Here is a 16,615-nt window from a genome sequence, read left to right on the forward strand (position 1 = left end):
CTGGTAAGTGCTTGTTTTTGGGTTATGCGGAGTAACAGGAACTGGGTTTCTTGCCCTTGAATCAACTTGAAAGCGCTAATTTTTCGCTCAGAAACCCGATTCCTTAGTGTCTGCTGCTGTTAAGCGTTGCTAGGGACTGATCAAGCAGGCTGTAAAGCAACCAAAAGCGTAAGGTTATAAATGCCAGTGACGTAAACGATCTCGCCTGGTTGAAGCATGATGTTTTGCTCACAGCGGGCAGACCACCAGGAGCCTTTAAACTTCACTCTGCCTGCTTTTTGCGGACTAATTGTTGCGGTTACAATGGCTTCCTGTTCGAGTCGATGTAAAGACGGTGGAAGAGATGATTTGGCGTTCATAGTATGTTTCCTCATGGCGGTTTGAGTGGTTTCATGGGGGCACTAAAAAAACGACTGACTCGCTGATTTGAATCGATGCCGAACCTCTGCCCGCCAATGCCTCAGAGCTTGATGCTGACAGCATTTTGGCGGTTGGTTGGTTTGGCTTCATTTACTTTTGGGCTTAAAACCACACTAAGGGCATGACCACAGGGGGTGTTAACTACGAGCGTGGTGTCTGCCGTAGCGATCGCGTGGCGAATGGACTACCTTGGCAGCGCGAAACCCCTTGCCAGCAGCGATTCTGAGATTTTTAAGCTCTAAACAAAAAATCTGCACTAAGGTGTGGGGCACCAAGGTGCTTCGGGTAAGCAATGTGTAAGCGGCTTTTCTCACAAGAAGTGGGCATACTACACTCAAGTAAAAATCGTTGTCTGACGCTGTTACCCTGATTCCTTGAATCGAGGGTTCAGTCGATTAAGCAACGCTTTGGAGCAGGCATAGCAGGGTAGCCATGAAACAGAGCCATCGACAGTCTCCAGAACACTTTGCTGCTGCTGACAAATATTGGCATTTGGCGAGCCTCTACGCCGCTCTGTCACGACTAAAAACGGAACCTCTGTCTCGTGGTGAGCAACAGGATTTGAGGGCATTGCTGCTGGGGCACTCTCCAGCACAGATTTCTGAGCAACTGAATCTGCAAGATGGCACAGTGCGTCGGCGACTGAGCGGCGGACTATACGCATGGATCAAAGAGTTAGCGTATGAAAAAACAGGCAAACGTGAAGCCGTTGATTACACAAAAATTCCCGGTTTGCTCAGAACGCTGGGGTACGATCGCGGGCGTAATGGTGCGCCAGAGGTGCCAGTCTTTTACGGACGCACTAAGGAACTGAAACAGCTTGAGCAGTGGCTTGTACGCGATCGCTTTCGTCTCATTGTGTTGTGGGGTTTGACAGGCATTGGTAAAACGGCGCTGTCTGTGCAGCTTATCGAACAACTCCATCTCCAGTTTGATTGGACAATTTGGCGATCGTTGGAAACTGCCCTTCCACTCACCGAATTTTTGAGCGATTTAAATCAACAATTACCTAATTCCAATGAGAGCCATTTTGCTACCACTACCGATCCCATGCAATGCCTGCTAGAGAGCTTACGCACGCACCGCTATCTCTTGATCCTTGATGGCATTGAAGTGATTTTGAGCCAGCCAGCACTACTAGAACAGTATGGCAAACTGTTAAAGCGGCTTGGCGAATCTTCTTTGCAAAGTTGTGTGATAATCACAAGTCAAGAGAAGTCGAAAGAACTACAAACTATTGCAGGCAAAAATCGACTGGCTTGTTGCTTCAAGCTTGAAGGATTAACGCTTGACGATAGCAAGGAAATTTTTAGAGAACATGATTTATTAGATGAAGCACTCTGGCAAGATTTAATTGAAAAGTATCGCGGTAATCCCTTTTTCTTAAAGCAGATTTCATTGATGATTCAAGATCAGTTTAATGGTAAAGTTTCTGATTTTCTGCGCCTCAATACAGTCGTTCTGGGCGATTTCCCTGATTTTTTGGATCAACAGTTTGACCGTCTAAGAGACATTGAGAAGGCGATTATGCAATATTTGTCTAGCCAAACATCCCCCCTCTTATTTGCAGGGTTGTTTCAGGCATTTGAACAGCAGCGCTCTCAGTCAGACCTGCTCTGTGATCTACAACGCCTCCTTCACAAAGACTTTATTGAAACAGTGATCGTGCAGGATCAAGTTGCCTATCAATTAATTCCTGTCGTCAAAAAATTTATTCGTTCCTGCTGCTTACAACAGTAGTTAGGGAAGAGAGAAGAGGGATGAAAAAGTCTATGGCTATAGTTTTCAACCTGAGATAAAAAGCTATCTTATTTTGCTGATAGAACACTGGCAACGGATAGAAAACGGATGAAACAGATGTCTTAACTCACTATTCACAGATTCAGTTATCCGCTTCATCCGTTGCTATCTACTGCTCACCCATCGTTTCAACCTCGTCCTCTTAACTGCTAAAGCAATGACCACTATTCAGCCAGGAGCGGTCCTCCGAAACCGTTATCAAGTGATCTGCGAACTTGGTGCTGGTGGTCAAGGGCAAACTTTTGAGGTTGAGGATGCGGGTCAACGCAAGGTGTTGAAGGTTCTGACGCGACCGTCTTCGCAAACCATCAAATATTTTCAGAAAGAAGCCGAGATTCTCAGCCGACTGGATCACCCTGGTATTCCTGGTATTGACCCGGAGGATGGTTACTTTATAGAAGCACTCCCTGGACAGGCAGAACCGCTCCATTGTCTAGTCATGGAAAAAGTTGAGGGTGTCAATCTCCATGAATGGATGAAATGGCGCAATCATCAACCAATTACCGAAGAACAGGCGATCGACTGGTTGATGCAACTGGTCAAAATCTTGCACGAAATTCATCAAGATGATCTTTTTCATTTAGATATCAAGCCTGCAAATATCATGTTGAAGCCGGATAGCAAACTGGCATTAATTGACTTTGGTATTGCTAAAGAAGTAACAAAAACTTACTTGACAAAAATTGCAGTAGGGAGATTAATTCCAGGTTGGGCTACCGATGGATATACCGCTCCAGAGGTCTTAGCTGGTACGCCACTTCCTCAATCAGATTTTTTCTCCCTAGGACGTACCTTTGTTTTTCTCTTAACGGGACAGTCTTTAGGAACGCTTTCAAGAAATAAGAACAACGATATAGTTTGGCAGGATCAAGCACCCCAGAGTTCTTCATCGTTTGCCAAGTTACTCAATCGGTTGATGGAACGCAAACCCGCGCACCGTCCCCTTCGCACACAGGATTTAATCGATTATCTTACAGATAATTTCACTCCTCGTTTGCTTGAAGATGTTGACACTAGAAAGTGGACCTGGAATGAGCCGCCACAACAACAGCCAAATCATCATCCGGTCTTTATTCCACCATGGTCCGAAGCCACGCGATCTCGTTCCAGGTTCCATCACCCCAGTCGGCGTGAGATTGGTGTGGCGCTGTTGACTAGTCTGGTCTGCGCGATCAGCACTGTTGGCATCCGCTACACGGGACTGTTGCAGACCTGGGAACTCCAAACCTTTGACCAGATGATGCACCTGCGCCCACCAGAGAACAAAGATCCTCGCATTCTTATTATTGAAGTTGATGACAACGATATTGAGGCGTACAAAAAGAGCTCAGGACAAGGATCACTGAAAGATCGCCAGCTTGGTGAGCTTTTACGAAAATTAGAGCAGGCTCAGGCGACAGTGATTGGCTTAGATATTTATCTACCCGATCCCATCAAGAATAATCCTCAACTTCAGCAACAGCTTCAGAAGTTTAAAAATCTCTATGGTGTTTGTAAAGTTAAAGATGATGGGTCAAGTTCTCCAGGGATAAAAGAACCACCTGATATTACAAATTTTGGCTTTAGTGACTTTACGGGAGACTCGGATAACAATGTCCGTCGTCATCTCTTGGCAATGGATCCAGAACCAATATCTTGTCAAACCAATTATGCCTTTAGTCTTCAGTTAGCTTTAGGCTATTTGAATCAGAAAGAAGGGCTTAAACTTGATGATTCTCAGGAAGATTGGAAAATTGGCTCAACTGTGATGAAACGATTGCACCCTCATATAGGCTTTTATCACAGAGAGAGTGATGAATTAGAAGGCGGCTACCAAATTCTGTTTAACTACCGTAACCATCGGTTGAATGAGATTGCAGAACGAATTAAACTTTCGGATGCTCTGAAAGAACACTCTAATCTGGCAGCGGCTAAGGATCGAATTGTTTTGATTGGAGTTACTGCTTATAAAACTCAGGATGTATGGTTTATCGCTGGGCAACCTGAACCTACATGGGGAGTATGGGTACAAGCAAATATGGTCAGCCAATTGATCAATGCCGTGCTGGAAGGCAGACATCTATTAGAGTTTTGGAATCCCTGGCTAGACGGAGGATGGATTTTAGGTTGGGGAATTGTGGGTGGCGCACTGGCAATCTGTTTCAGATCGCGTTTTTTACTGATTACGGTTGAAGCTATAGCGATCGCCTGTTTAATTAGCATCAGCATTCTCTTACTGACTAACGGGATAATCGTTCCAGTGGTACCACCTATGATTGTTTTAATCCTGAGTAGTGGGGTTGTCCTGGTTCGTATCACGGCTAACAACAATCAACATCAAACAAGAACTTTCTAGGGCTCTCTACTATGATCCGACGCTCTAAGCTGTGGAGTCTATGCACTTGTGCAGTTGTGCTATCCCCGATGGGCACAATCAATTTCATCTCACCCTTAGGATTGCAAGCAAAGCCGTTGACAAAAATGGCCTTTGATCAGCAATATGCACAATATGTGCCACCGAAGCCCCGCCGTCCTTTAGGTAGACCGAAGAATCGTCGCTTTGGTGGAGCTTCGCGAAATGGTTGTGCAGCGATTAAAGCTGATCAATCGCTGCTAACAGCACTAATTCCTGATGATGAGTTCATCTACACGATCGCTGAACGTCCAACGTTCTGGTTTTACATTCCGTATTCTGCTGCCACGATCGCCAACGTTAAGTTCGTGCTTCAAGATGCCGCTGATCCAATGGCGCAATCGCTGTATCCACAGTCAGAAGATGTGATTTTGCCACAGGGTAAACAACCTGGGGTGATTGGCATTCGGCTACCAGCCACCAGCACACCGCTGCAAGTGGGTAAAACCTACCGCTGGACGCTGAAGGTTCATTGTGGTGAGCAGTCAGCCAATGCTGAACCAGTGTATGTTCAGGGCACCGTCGAGCGGATGATGCTAACGCCAGCACTGCAACGTCAGCTACAGGCGCAACGCAAGCAGCCCCGTGAGCAAATGTTGCTTTATGCGCGAAATGGAATTTGGTATGAGGCGCTAACGACCTTGGCAGAGTTGCGGCGCGATCGCCCCCGCGATCCCAAATTGCTGGCAGACTGGCAAAAACTCTTGCAAACCATCGGTTTACAGGATGTAAGCAACAAGCCGCTTGCACCCTGCTGTACGCTCAGTCGTTAAGCGGTTACAACATTAAGCAATGTAACGATGACGGTTTGATTGCGGAAGGCGCTCTTAAAATCTGGGGGCAGAATAGCTCCCTCAGAGTGCATCCCATGAAACAGCCGCAGCGACTGATCGCTCCCAAAGGCAACCCAGCCGCTTTTGTAACCGCTCTTTGTCTTTTGGGGTTGTATCCCCAGGGGGCGATCGCTCAAACGCTTGCCCCATCCATTGTGCCTGCTGCGGATGGCACAGGGACGATCGTCACACCCCAGGGTAACCAAATCGATCTGTCTGGTGGGCGCACCTCTGGCGATGGTGCCAATCTTTTTCATAGCTTTACTCAGTTTGGTCTAAGTCAAAGCCAAATTGCCAATTTTCTGACTAATCCAGGCATCCGAAATATTTTGGGGCGGGTGGTGGGTGGTGATGCCTCGATCATCAATGGCTTGATTCAGGTCACGGGTGGTAATGCCAATCTGTATTTGATGAATCCAGCGGGAATTGTGTTTGGCGCAAACGCCAGCCTGAATGTGCCTGCATCCTTTACCGCAACAACGGCGAATGGCATTAGTTTTGGTGGCAATTGGTTGAATGCGATCGGCGCTAACGACTATGCCGCTCTGGTGGGCAACCCCACTGGTTTCGCCTTTACGATGCCCCAACCGGGAGCCATTATAAATGCTGGCAATCTAGCGGTTGGCACAGGGCAAGCGCTCACACTATTGGGCGGCACCGTGGTGACAACGGGTTCACTGGCGGCTCCTGGTGGTCAGATTACCGTTGCTGCCGTTCCTGGCTCTAGTTTAGTGCGCTTAAGTCAACCAGGCAGCTTGTTAAATATTGAAATTCAACCTATTACGCCTACCTCATCTGTCCCTACGACTTGGACCTTGCCAATTCTCTCGCTACCCCAGTTATTAACTGGCGGCGCTAGCAGCAATGCAACCGGATTGGCAATCAATGGTCATGGTCAAGTAGAGCTGGTTGGAGCAGGATTACAAGTACAAGTAGGGGATGTAGCTGCTAGAACTATCACGGCTCAGACAGCTACGCTCTCAGCCCTGCAACATCTAACTCTGGTTGAAAGTCAGCTAGAAACCACTGGAAACTTAAGTCTTCTAGCAGGCAGTACAGTGAAGGTGCGGGACAGTCTTGCTACCCCTTTCATTGCCCACGCTGGTGGCAATCTATATGTGCAGGGAAATCAATCGATCGATATTCTGGCACTGAATCATCCAGAGACTCCTTTTGTTAGTGGTGGAAATCTCAATCTGGTTAGTAATGGCAATATTTCTGGAGATGCTCACTTTTCAAGTGGCGGCAGTTTCTCTATCCTCAACTTAGCAGGACAACCAGGAAACTTTGTTAGCCTCTACGACCCAATTATTAGCGCCAGTGGCAACGTTGTGTTTGGAGATTATACAGGGGTTTCCCTGAAGGTTGAAGCGACGGGAAGTATCAGTGGCGGCAACATTACAATTACAGGACCCGATACGACACTGGTTGGTTCAGACCCTGACATTCCGATTTTAACGAATGGGCGCTCACTCATTCTAAGAGCAGGCTTGTCTACGTTAGTAAATGCTCAAAATGTCCCTCAATTGGGAGCTGGTAGCACCAACTTTACTACTGCCACAACACCTTTATTTGCGATACCAGGGACAATTCAGATCGGAAAAATCAATCTAAAACCGATCTCTGGGGTGGATGTGCCAGTAGGAGTAACAATATTGGGTGATGTCGGTTCTGTTATCCTGCAAGCTTCAGGTGATCTCACAACTGGAGACATCAATAAAAGTTTAACTGGGGGTTCACCATCGGGACCTGTAACTCTTATAGCTGGAGGAAACCTTCAGGTAGGGGCTATTGATACCAGCAACTTTGGACGCGATGCTGCTCCAGTAAAGCTGATAGCTGGTGGTGATATCGTGACTGGAGCACTCAGCGCCATAACCTCGTCCGCAAACACTTCTGGTGGCGATGTTACTCTCACTGCTGGCGGCAAAATAGCTGTAACAGATAGTATCGCCACTTTTTCTACACTTAACAATGCTGGCGGTAAAGGTGGTGATGTTACTCTCACTGCACAAGGGGATATCAGCCTGAACTGTGTCAACGATTGTCAAATCAGCAGTTTTACAGATGGGAAAGGAAATGTTGCAGGAGGCAATATAAGCCTCGTAAGTGACAGAGGCTCAATTCTTGTAATTGCAAACGGTTCAAGTCCCTCTAACGGTGGTATCGCTAGTTTTGTAAGAGGTATTGGCAATCCAGGAACAATTAAGCTCTCTGCGCCCCAAGGCATTATTGATGTCGCCGCAGTAGAACTCAATTCTGTTGCTGTCGAAGCAGGTAGCGGCGGAGCAATCATTTTGGCTTCTGGTAGTGACATTATCACGGGTCGCCGTGTGGTTTCAGGTAGTTTTCTCAGTGGTGGAAGTATTAGCATCACAAGTGGTGGGAGTATTGATACCAGCCGGGGTGTATTAGATGCTTCATCAACAACTGGAACTGGAAGCTCCATCAATCTGAATGCTAACGGAAGTATCCAAACAGGAAATGTTCTTTCAAACGGTCAAACTGCTGGTGGCTCAATCAATATCAACAGTCAAGGTGGTTCTATAGATACCAGTAGAGGGGCGTTAAACTCTTCCTCTGCAACTGGGAATGGGGGATCTGTCGTTCTTCAAGCGCCTTCTAGTAGCATCACCACAGGAAGCATCAATACTCAAGGACAATTGATTGGCGGAGCCGTTGATCTGACTGCTAGCAGCGCTATTACCTTTGGTGATGTCTTAACTCTCGGCTCCAGAACTGGACAGGGAGGGGGGGCACTGACGATCAGCACCCCCGGCATAGTCAACTTACCAGCCAATATTTCTACTAATGGAGCAGATATTGTCGCGGCAACCAATTTCACGGCTCTATCTGGATTATCTACAGGTTCGACGATCAACACGGGTGGTGGTAATCTATCTTTCTCCTTTGCGTCAGCTATCACGATCGATCAGTCTATTTCCCTTTTGACCGACGGTGGCAATATTACGCTCGGAAGTCCTGGTAATCTGACGGTTGCAGGCGTGCTCAACTCCTCTTCCAGTAGCAGATCGGGGGGGAATATTACGCTGACCAGCGATCGTGGCACCGTCACCAGCGCCGACCTCACATCCACTGGCACCACTCGCGGGGGCAATATTACTATTACGGCGCAAACCCAAATTACTACCGGACGACTAGATTCCAGTGCCAGCTTGGGCGATGGTGGCAATGTCACCCTTGACCCTACGGGGGATGTGCAAGTGACTTCCATTAACGCTCAGGGCGGCACCAACGGCAGCGGTGGCGATGTGCTAATTACAACGGGGCAGTTCTTTCGCGCCACCGATACCTTTAATGGGGTAGATAGCATTTCAGCGATCGGTGGTATCGGTGGGGGCGATATCATCATTCGGCATGGTGGTGGCGGGTTAGCAACTCCCTTCATCGTGGGTGATGCCAGCATTAACGGCACAGCAGGGGCGATCGCCACCCTCAATAATGTCATTGCGCCCACCCGCTCTTTTCCTGGAACTTACTGGCAGTTTGGCTCCTCTGGCAACATTGGCATCATCACGTCCGAAACCCGCCTACCAGAGAATGCACCCGTTCCGTTCATAGGGGAGGATGCCACCACGGATGATGTCAGTTTATTGATTTACGGACTGGAAGAACTGTTTACGCGCCAGTATGAAGAATATTGGCAAATTCCAGCCACCTGCAACATTAAGAGCCTTGCCGAGATTCAAGCAACGCTACGCGACATTGAGTTAAAAACCAGAGTCAAACCAGCGGCAATTTATGCTTTCTTTCAACCCGCGACGGTGCAAGATCAGATCATTGGTTCCAATGTGCCAGCAAAAAATGAGTGCGGTGAGCCACGCAAGCCGCCGTTCAAACCAGTTCTTGGAGAGGATGATCCTTTAGGGCTGCTGCTGGTGACAGGTTACGGCAAGCCGATCGTTAAATGGGTTGACCAGGCACGACGACAAACTGTAACCAATGCCGCCATCCAATTTCGGCAAGAAATGCAGTCCGAAAAGCGCCAGAGTCAAAGCTATTTGCCTCTGGCTCAACAGTTCAATCAATGGCTCATTGCACGTTTAGACGCTGATCTAAAGCAACAAGGCATTCAAAATCTCGTGTTTATTCTGGATGAACCGTTGCGGACCTTACCGTTAGCCGCTCTTCACGATGGCAAAGCATTTATTGTTGAGCGTTATAGCATGGGGCTGATGCCCAGTTTTACGGCAGCCAATACAGATTATGCGCCCGTTCGGAACGCCCAAGTTCTTGCCGCAGGTATTGCCACTCCGCCGCCACAAGCGTTCAATACATCTTCTCTACCCGCAGTGCCCGTTGAACTGAATATTATTCAGCGTACCTGGCAGAGCAAAATTCTGACTCAAGAGCAGGCAACTCGTCCCAATCTCAAGTTGACATCGCAACAGCAGCCTTTCCAAATTGTTCATCTAGCAACCCATGCGGGTTCTCGTGTCAAACTACTTAACCAATCCTTTCTCCAGCTTCAAGATGGCACCTTGGCGCTGACCGACTTACCCCAAATGGGTTGGGGTAAACCGCCGTTGGATTTACTGGCTTTAAGCGCCTGTGAAACTGCCGTTGGTGATGAGGATGCGGAACTGGGGTTTGCTGGCATTGCCTTTAAATCAGGTGTGAAGTCCGTTTTAGCTAGCCTTTGGCAGGTGGAAGATGGGGGCGCCTTAGCCGTAATGGCTGAGTTTTATTTTCAGTTAAAACAGCCAGCCACCATTAAAGCGGAAGCATTGCGGCGGGCACAGGTGGCAATGATCAAAGGAAACGTTACCCTCCAGAATGGACAACTACGCTGGTCTGGTGGCACTGAAGTGTTGCCACCAAAAATCCTTGACAGCAATCTTCCGCATCCCTATTACTGGTCAGCATTTACGATCGTTGGCAACCCTTGGTGAGCCATTTAGCAAGGGTGATCGCTGGTTTAATTGCCCTTTAGTTTTAGCGACATGATTAAACTCCAGCAAGTTCGGGTAAGGGTTTGATACCCGTGTTCATCGGAAAGTTTCCGCTAACGTTCCTTCACGTGCAGGTTCCAGTCTAATACTCGTCGTGACTTGCCTTGCCGTAGTCACACTGCTTTCGTGTGTAGCCATCACCAACATCCTCATTTCAATGAAGTGGTAGACAATCTCATACTACAAGCGTAGTATGTAGTCAGCCAGCTTTGAATTACAAACACTACAAATTGCCATGATCCGTTTCCTGCTCCCCACTTTACGCAGCGCTATGCCATGCCGACCGCCTCACGGTTTGGGCAGAGCAGCGGTGCTGTTTACGTGTGAGGGCACGTATCAGTTGAGCGGCGGTAAAGCCATCAGCGAAGGTCTTTCTACAGTGATCGCTGGATGGCTCAATCCAGATCAACCGACTAGCAGCGGGAGGTGCAGGGCAAGCCTGACACCAACATAGGGAGACCCATAACAACTTCCCAACCCCCGCTTCTGGTGATCAGAGGCGGGGGTTGTTTTTTGAGGAGAAAACTGATGCAAACCGAGCAGAGACAGAAGCTTCCCATACTCCAGAACCAGGTGGTGTTCTCCAAGAACTACTTACCCCTGGCACGCATCAACCTGAAACGGGCGATCGTGCTGCTGGTCACGGGGCAGGCAGAAACACTGGACTTCAGCAGCACCCAGCAATGGGAAGTGCGTTCGCCCAGTGTCGTACTACAGATTTCGGAGCACATTCGCTTAACGAGTGGCAAGCCTGGCAGTCATTGGAAGGTACCACCTGTCAGTCGGCGAGAAGTCTTCCGTCGCGACAGCCATACCTGCCAATACTGCGGCAGCACCAAGAAACTCACGCTGGATCACGTCCTGCCGCGTTCTAAGGGTGGATCACATACCTGGGACAACGTCGTGACGGCGTGCGAACGCTGCAACGCCTTGAAGGGTGCTCGCCTCTTGCATGAAACCTCAATGCAACTCAGAACCAAGCCTAAAGCACCGATCCACCCAGCGATCGCCTTTGCTGAACAGTTCTGGAAAGAGCAAGGTAGTGCTGAGTCACCAGTACTGAAGCATGAGCCAGCAGACCCACTCATGCTTCAGTAGCCAGCACCGCTCCCAGCTAAGAGGGCAATCCAGGTCTTGCTTCCTGTTGCCCTCTCCCGTTCCCAAAAAACTTGTAGTACGCTCTTGACGTTCTGTAGTATTTTGTAGTATAAATGTAGTATGAGATAAGACATACAGGAGCTCAACCAATGACTACTCGCTCCCTTTCAAGCATAAAGTCGTTCTTAAAACCTTCAGGGTCTAGCGAAACTCATTTTGCGGGTCACTCTGTCCCCTTCGAGATGAGCGATCCATCAGTTCTTCCGGACGGACAGCCCATCAGGGCAAGCCATCTTTAACGAACCATCCATAAGCACACCGACCCTTAAACATACGTCTGCTCTGGAACGGCATTGCTGCCGCTAAGACTCGCTGACAGCAGCACCCTGCACCTTGACAATTGAATCGCCACCTTGGGGGTGTAGCTTAGTCCGGCTCAAAGCAGTCGCCTGTCGAGCGAAAGACCGTGGGTTCAAATCCCATCATCCCCGCCTTGTAGCATCGTGGACGACTAGAAAAGTCGCTGTGCCTCTCAAGCACGGAGAAGCGGGTGCAATTCCCGTCGATGCTTCCATGAGGATGTAGCTCAGTGGGATAGAGCGCCTGTCTTCGAAATAGGAAGTCACAGGTTCAAATCCTGTCATCCTCGCTCGTGGGGACGCGATTGGCATCGCCTGCTCCGAAACCAACAAGCGGACGGTTGCAGGACTGGGGTTCAATTCCCCTCGTCTCGACCAAACCTCCAGGTCGCCAAGTGGAAAGGCGTTGGTCTGCAAAACCAACTAGCGAGAGTTCGATTCTCTCCCTGGAGTCCAAGCCATTGCAGCGTAGCTTAATGGCAAAGCCCCAAGCTCATAACTTGGTCATTGTGGGTTCAAGTCCCATCGCTGCGACCAAGCACAGATGGTGTAACGGCAACATCACGGTCTCCAAAACCGTTGTTCAAGGTGCAAATCTTTGTCTGTGCGTTCTACGATCTGCCTGTTCCAGGCGTTGCTTCCACTGGCAGGTCGTAGAAACTTCCAGTCTTGGTGCCGTAGGCAAATTGGTAAAGCCACAGGACTTTCAATCTTGTGTTTGCGGGTTCAACTCCCGTCGGCACTGCCAAATGCGATCGCGGTCGGCTCGCCTATCAGCGTGGGCAACTGTCTGTAAAACAGCCGCTTCTTGCGTTGCAGGTGCGACTCCTGCCTGACCGACCAAGCATGGAGAGTAAATCGATCAGGCGATCGGCGCTGTTTGCTAAACAGATGGAGTTTCACGCTTGTGGTTCGACTCCACTGCTCTCCGCCTTTGAGAACGTGGTGTCACTGGATCAACACATCGGTCTACGAAACCGAAGAGTGAGAGTTCAAGTCTCTCCGTTCTCGCCACTTGTGGAGGATACCGCTAAATGGTCGGCAACTAGTCTTGAAAACTAGGGTAGTTCTTGGGCTAGGGGTTCGATTCCTCTATCTTCCGCCTGCGTGGGAAGTTGGTGAAGCTGGTGCTCACGTGCCGCTGAAGACGGCGAGAAGATGGTTCAATCCCATCACTTCCCACTCATTGCCCCGTAGCTCAGTGGCAGTAGCGGTCGCCTGTTAAGCGAACGGTCGCAGGTTCAATCCCTGCCGGGGCAGCCATTGATTGCAGGATGGACGATTGGCAAGTCGCTCTGACTCTGAATCAGAGAGAGGTTGGTTCAACCCCAACTCCTGCATCCAATGCCCTGTGGTGTAACTGGCAACATCCCGCTCTTTGAAAGCGTAGATTCCAGGTTCAAACCCTGGCAGGGCAGTCGGGGGGTCTGAGATGTCACTGGGTCACGATCTCTAGCCTCCTGTTTCATGCTCCTGTAGCCCAATGGAAGAGGCGATCGCCTTAGAAGCGATGCGTTGCGGGTTCAAATCCTGCCAGGAGTACCAACTATCGGGATGTAATTCAGCGGTCTAGAAGCCTTGGTTTGGGACCAAGGAGTCGTGGGTTCAAAGCCTACCATCCCGACCATTTGCCCTTGTGACGGAACGGCAGACGTACTGGTCTTAGAAACCAGGTTTTGTGGGTTCAACTCCCACCGAGGGTACCAAGCACCGGAGGCGAAAGTGGTGGACGCGCACGCCCGATAAGCGTGTGATTAGCAGGTTCGACTCCTGCTCGGTGTACCAAATATCTAGGTGTGGTGCAATGGGAGCACGCCAGGTCAGGGAACTGGCGGTCGTAGGTTCAAACTCTACCACTCAGACCATTTGGGTTGTTGGCAGAACGGTTATGCAGCCGCCTTTTAAGCGGACTCATCCAGGTTCAACCCCTGGGCAACCCACCAAAGCTTTGGGCTGTTAGCTCAGTTGGCAGAGCAGCCACCTCTTAAGCGGAAGCGCGTCGGTTCAAAGCCGACCCAGTCCACCAAATCCTACCCCTGTGACGCAATTGGCAGACGTGTCCGGCTTAAAACTGGAATCTTTGCGAGTTCGAGTCTCGCCAGGGGTATAGCGGGGATAGAGCAAGAGCGGCTCGGCAGTCTCATAAGCTGCAGACGGTGAGTGCAACTCTCACCCCCGCTACCAATCATGCTGGTGTGGCTCAACGGCAGAGCAATCGCCTTGTAAGCGATGGGTTGCAGGTTCAACTCCTGTCACCAGCCCCACAATGCGATCGTGGTGCAGCGGCAAGCACCTCTGGCTTCCACCCAGAAGACACGAGTATCCTGCGGGCAGTGATCGACGAGACTCGTTGATCACTCCAACTACGCGATCGTGATGTAACGGTTAGCATCTGAGTCTGCCAGTCTCAGCGCATGGGTTCGAGTCCCATCGATCGCTCTGTACACAATTCAAATAAGGACACGATTCCATGCCTTATCAAACTTTACCCGTACAAACGGGTGTGCCTGTGCTTTCCTGGGCAGGGCACGACTTACGCTACGACGAAACCGCAATGGCGAAAAACGTGGGCAATCTGCCTTTCATGTTTAAGCACGTTGCCTTGATGCCTGATGTCCACCTGGGTAAAGGTGCCCTAGTTGGTTCTGTGGTGGCAACCAAAGACGCGATCCTACCCGCTGCTGTGGGTGTAGACATTGGTTGTGGGATGGCTGCCATTAAAACGCCTTACACTGCCACTCAGCTTGAAGGCAAGTTGAAACAAATGCGGCTGGACATTGAAGCATCGGTGCCCGTTGGTTTCGACTGCAACAAAACCACTGACAAAGCGGCAACCAATTGGCAGGGCTGGGGCACGTTCAAGGACTTGCATGACAAGGTGCAGGATCTTGAAGGGGTGGCACGGACGCAGCTTGGATCGTTGGGTGGTGGCAACCACTTCATCGAAATCTGTGTAGACACTGACGATGCTGTGTGGATCATGTTGCACAGTGGTTCCCGTCAAATCGGCAACAAACTGGCTCAACGTCACATTGACACGGCAAAGGGGTTGGCACGGTTGGCAGGCACCAAGCTACCCGATCCTGACTTAGCTCACTTTGTGCAAGGCACCCCAGAATTTGCTGCGTACTGGCACGATCTGCAATGGGCACAGGACTATGCCAAACGCAACAGGGACGTGATGATGGCACGGGTGAAGGCAATTGTGGAACGGCATCTGGCAGGTGGGGCACGGTTCCGACCGTTGCTCGAAGTCAATTGCCACCACAACTACGCCGAAAAAGAAACTCACTACGATGAGTCCGTGTATGTCACTCGTAAAGGTGCCGTACGTGCCCGTGAAACCGATTACGGCATCATTCCTGGGTCAATGGGTGCCAAGTCATTCATCGTCAAAGGGAAGGGCAATGCCGAGTCTTTTTGTTCCTGTTCCCACGGGGCAGGACGGATACTGTCTCGCACGGCAGCGAAAAAGACTTACACCCTGGACGACTTCCTTACCCAGACTGAAGGCGTGGAATGTCGGAAGGATGCCGAGTTGATTGACGAAATTCCTGGAGCGTACAAGCCGATTGAACAGGTGATGGCAAACCAGGCTGATCTAGTCGAAGTCGTCGCCACGCTCAAGCAGGTTGTCTGTGTCAAAGGCTAACTGCAGCGGCGACAAGCAGCCTGCTGTCCGCTACCTCAATGCGCGATCGGCATCACGATCGCGCTTCTAGCCCTGTAACTCAGTGGGGAGAGTGCCGCTCTTACAAAGAGGAAGTCGCAGGTTCAAATCCTGCCGGGGCTACCAATCATGGGCGTGTCGCCTAATGGATCGGGCATCGATCTTCTAAATCGACTCATGTAGGTTCAATTCCTACCACGCCTGCTGATGGGTTCGTAGCTCTAACTGGCAGAGCGCCTGTCTTGCACACAGGAGGCTGTGGGTTCAACTCTCACCGAATCCACTTATGGTGTCTAAAGTCGAAGTGGTCGAGACGCCAGCCTGTGAAGCTGGTCACTAGCGGGTTCGAGTCCCGTTAGACACCCCTTAGCGAGATGCTTGAGAAAATTGCCAACTCACTCCACAGGGTCGAGTTGTTTGAGTTGAATATGTTTCCGTCCCAGCACTAACTCAAACTCATCACCAGGCTGAAGCGCCATCTGCTTGGTGTAGGCGACCCCGAGCAACAAATTGCCATTAGCTTGCACACTAATGCGGTAACGCGCACTGCGTCTATCCCGACCACGCTCAGCGACTGGTTTGTCCAGTGCAATGCCTTCAGCTTCAATGAGAGCCTGCAAAAACTGCACCAGGTTGACGCGCTCCACACCACCCTTCGTGACGGCGTAATAACCGCAGGCTTTCGCTTTCTGAGTCTTGCTTAGGGTTGCTAACGTCTTTACCTTCTGCAGCAACGCTTCCCCCGTCAGCGGTTCGATCTTCTTCTTTTTCGCCATGCCTCTACTTCAATATCGCTGACTTGCTATCCCATCATGCTTGATCACAGGTGCGTGGGTCACAACAGCAGGTTTTAGGCTTTGCTGCGCTACAAGGTCATTGAGGGTTTGAGCCGACATAAACCCCGAATGACCTTGCAGTCTCAAAGAGCCTCTCCATAGCACCAACTTTGGGTCAAAAGTTGGTATTGCATCGAGCGCTTTTGAGGATGTGAACTAAGAGGGGTGAACCCATCCGGGTTAAGCAAAGCCTGAAAAGATAAAAGATAGAGGGCAAAAGAGCAAAGAGCAATT

Annotated in this window: 9 protein-coding genes and 29 tRNA genes; 36 read left to right on the forward strand and 2 right to left on the reverse strand. The window is 49.9% G+C overall.

What is annotated here, in order from left to right; translation table 11 throughout:
- Positions 1–140: 140 nt before the first annotated feature.
- Complete coding sequence (locus H6F86_RS18725) at positions 141–359, reverse strand: NfeD family protein (RefSeq protein ID WP_190450247.1); 219 nt, start codon at positions 357–359, stop codon at positions 141–143.
- Between the two features lie 493 nt (positions 360–852).
- Here H6F86_RS18725 and H6F86_RS18730 point away from each other — a divergent pair, with 493 nt between their 5' ends.
- The 36 genes from H6F86_RS18730 to H6F86_RS18905 all read left to right on the forward strand — a co-directional run bounded on the left by H6F86_RS18730 (position 853) and on the right by H6F86_RS18905 (position 15,909).
- Positions 853–2,160 carry an NB-ARC domain-containing protein gene (locus H6F86_RS18730; RefSeq protein WP_190450248.1) on the forward strand — a complete coding sequence of 436 codons (1,308 nt, stop codon included), beginning with the start codon at positions 853–855 and terminating at the stop codon, positions 2,158–2,160.
- Positions 2,161–2,377: 217 nt separating this feature from the next.
- Positions 2,378–4,555: a CHASE2 domain-containing protein gene (locus H6F86_RS18735; RefSeq protein ID WP_190450249.1), complete on the forward strand. Its 2,178-nt coding sequence runs from the start codon at positions 2,378–2,380 to the stop codon at positions 4,553–4,555.
- 68 nt (positions 4,556–4,623) lie between these two features.
- A complete protein-coding gene (locus H6F86_RS18740) occupies positions 4,624–5,385 on the forward strand; it encodes a DUF928 domain-containing protein (protein WP_190450250.1) in 762 nt (253 codons plus the stop codon).
- A 95-nt stretch (positions 5,386–5,480) separates the two neighbouring features.
- Positions 5,481–10,358 carry a CHAT domain-containing protein gene (locus tag H6F86_RS18745; RefSeq protein ID WP_190450251.1) on the forward strand — a complete coding sequence of 1,626 codons (4,878 nt, stop codon included), beginning with the start codon at positions 5,481–5,483 and terminating at the stop codon, positions 10,356–10,358.
- 331 nt (positions 10,359–10,689) lie between these two features.
- Positions 10,690–10,872, forward strand: a complete 183-nt coding sequence (locus H6F86_RS18750; RefSeq protein ID WP_190450252.1) for a hypothetical protein — start codon at positions 10,690–10,692, stop codon at positions 10,870–10,872.
- A gap of 74 nt (positions 10,873–10,946) precedes the next feature.
- Positions 10,947–11,516 carry an HNH endonuclease gene (locus H6F86_RS18755; protein WP_190450253.1) on the forward strand — a complete coding sequence of 190 codons (570 nt, stop codon included), beginning with the start codon at positions 10,947–10,949 and terminating at the stop codon, positions 11,514–11,516.
- A 415-nt stretch (positions 11,517–11,931) separates the two neighbouring features.
- Positions 11,932–12,007: transfer RNA gene (locus tag H6F86_RS18760), tRNA-Asp, on the forward strand.
- A gap of 6 nt (positions 12,008–12,013) precedes the next feature.
- Positions 12,014–12,090 (forward strand) — tRNA-Glu (locus tag H6F86_RS18765).
- Between the two features lies 1 nt (position 12,091).
- Positions 12,092–12,165 (forward strand) — tRNA-Arg (locus tag H6F86_RS18770).
- A 91-nt stretch (positions 12,166–12,256) separates the two neighbouring features.
- A tRNA-Cys gene (locus H6F86_RS18775) sits at positions 12,257–12,331 on the forward strand.
- A gap of 6 nt (positions 12,332–12,337) precedes the next feature.
- Positions 12,338–12,412, forward strand: a tRNA-Ile gene (locus tag H6F86_RS18780).
- A gap of 1 nt (position 12,413) precedes the next feature.
- Positions 12,414–12,484, forward strand: a tRNA-Trp gene (locus tag H6F86_RS18785).
- Between the two features lie 62 nt (positions 12,485–12,546).
- Positions 12,547–12,623, forward strand: a tRNA-Glu gene (locus tag H6F86_RS18790).
- Between the two features lie 10 nt (positions 12,624–12,633).
- Positions 12,634–12,718, forward strand: a tRNA-Tyr gene (locus H6F86_RS18795).
- Between the two features lie 93 nt (positions 12,719–12,811).
- A tRNA-Arg gene (locus H6F86_RS18800) sits at positions 12,812–12,889 on the forward strand.
- Between the two features lie 5 nt (positions 12,890–12,894).
- Positions 12,895–12,977 (forward strand) — tRNA-Ser (locus H6F86_RS18805).
- Positions 12,978–12,984: 7 nt separating this feature from the next.
- Positions 12,985–13,057 (forward strand) — tRNA-Phe (locus H6F86_RS18810).
- Positions 13,058–13,062: 5 nt separating this feature from the next.
- A tRNA-Asn gene (locus H6F86_RS18815) sits at positions 13,063–13,138 on the forward strand.
- A gap of 5 nt (positions 13,139–13,143) precedes the next feature.
- A tRNA-Gln gene (locus H6F86_RS18820) sits at positions 13,144–13,219 on the forward strand.
- A 1-nt stretch (position 13,220) separates the two neighbouring features.
- Positions 13,221–13,293, forward strand: a tRNA-Gln gene (locus H6F86_RS18825).
- A gap of 51 nt (positions 13,294–13,344) precedes the next feature.
- Positions 13,345–13,420, forward strand: a tRNA-Leu gene (locus tag H6F86_RS18830).
- Positions 13,421–13,425: 5 nt separating this feature from the next.
- Positions 13,426–13,502, forward strand: a tRNA-Pro gene (locus H6F86_RS18835).
- Between the two features lie 3 nt (positions 13,503–13,505).
- Positions 13,506–13,581: transfer RNA gene (locus tag H6F86_RS18840), tRNA-Leu, on the forward strand.
- A 1-nt stretch (position 13,582) separates the two neighbouring features.
- Positions 13,583–13,660 (forward strand) — tRNA-Ile (locus tag H6F86_RS18845).
- A 5-nt stretch (positions 13,661–13,665) separates the two neighbouring features.
- Positions 13,666–13,740: transfer RNA gene (locus H6F86_RS18850), tRNA-Pro, on the forward strand.
- 3 nt (positions 13,741–13,743) lie between these two features.
- Positions 13,744–13,818: transfer RNA gene (locus H6F86_RS18855), tRNA-Lys, on the forward strand.
- 89 nt (positions 13,819–13,907) lie between these two features.
- Positions 13,908–13,982 (forward strand) — tRNA-Leu (locus H6F86_RS18860).
- A gap of 1 nt (position 13,983) precedes the next feature.
- Positions 13,984–14,059 (forward strand) — tRNA-Met (locus tag H6F86_RS18865).
- A 5-nt stretch (positions 14,060–14,064) separates the two neighbouring features.
- Positions 14,065–14,139, forward strand: a tRNA-Thr gene (locus tag H6F86_RS18870).
- Between the two features lie 4 nt (positions 14,140–14,143).
- Positions 14,144–14,237: transfer RNA gene (locus tag H6F86_RS18875), tRNA-Gly, on the forward strand.
- A gap of 5 nt (positions 14,238–14,242) precedes the next feature.
- A tRNA-Gly gene (locus H6F86_RS18880) sits at positions 14,243–14,314 on the forward strand.
- 31 nt (positions 14,315–14,345) lie between these two features.
- The gene (locus H6F86_RS18885) at positions 14,346–15,527 is read left to right on the forward strand and encodes an RtcB family protein (RefSeq protein ID WP_190450254.1); all 1,182 of its coding nucleotides are present in this window, start codon (positions 14,346–14,348) and stop codon (positions 15,525–15,527) included.
- Between the two features lie 68 nt (positions 15,528–15,595).
- Positions 15,596–15,671, forward strand: a tRNA-Val gene (locus H6F86_RS18890).
- Between the two features lie 5 nt (positions 15,672–15,676).
- A tRNA-Arg gene (locus tag H6F86_RS18895) sits at positions 15,677–15,749 on the forward strand.
- A gap of 5 nt (positions 15,750–15,754) precedes the next feature.
- Positions 15,755–15,828, forward strand: a tRNA-Ala gene (locus tag H6F86_RS18900).
- Positions 15,829–15,834: 6 nt separating this feature from the next.
- Positions 15,835–15,909: transfer RNA gene (locus H6F86_RS18905), tRNA-His, on the forward strand.
- Positions 15,910–15,940: 31 nt separating this feature from the next.
- On the opposite strand, the gene H6F86_RS18910 is transcribed toward H6F86_RS18905, so the two are convergent.
- On the reverse strand, positions 15,941–16,321 hold the full coding sequence (locus H6F86_RS18910) for an AbrB family transcriptional regulator (RefSeq protein ID WP_190450255.1): 381 nt from the start codon (positions 16,319–16,321) through the stop codon (positions 15,941–15,943).
- Positions 16,322–16,615: the final 294 nt, after the last annotated feature.

This window comes from Phormidium sp. FACHB-592, assembly GCF_014695795.1.
In the GTDB taxonomy this organism is placed as follows: Bacteria; Cyanobacteriota; Cyanobacteriia; order Leptolyngbyales; family Leptolyngbyaceae; genus Stenomitos.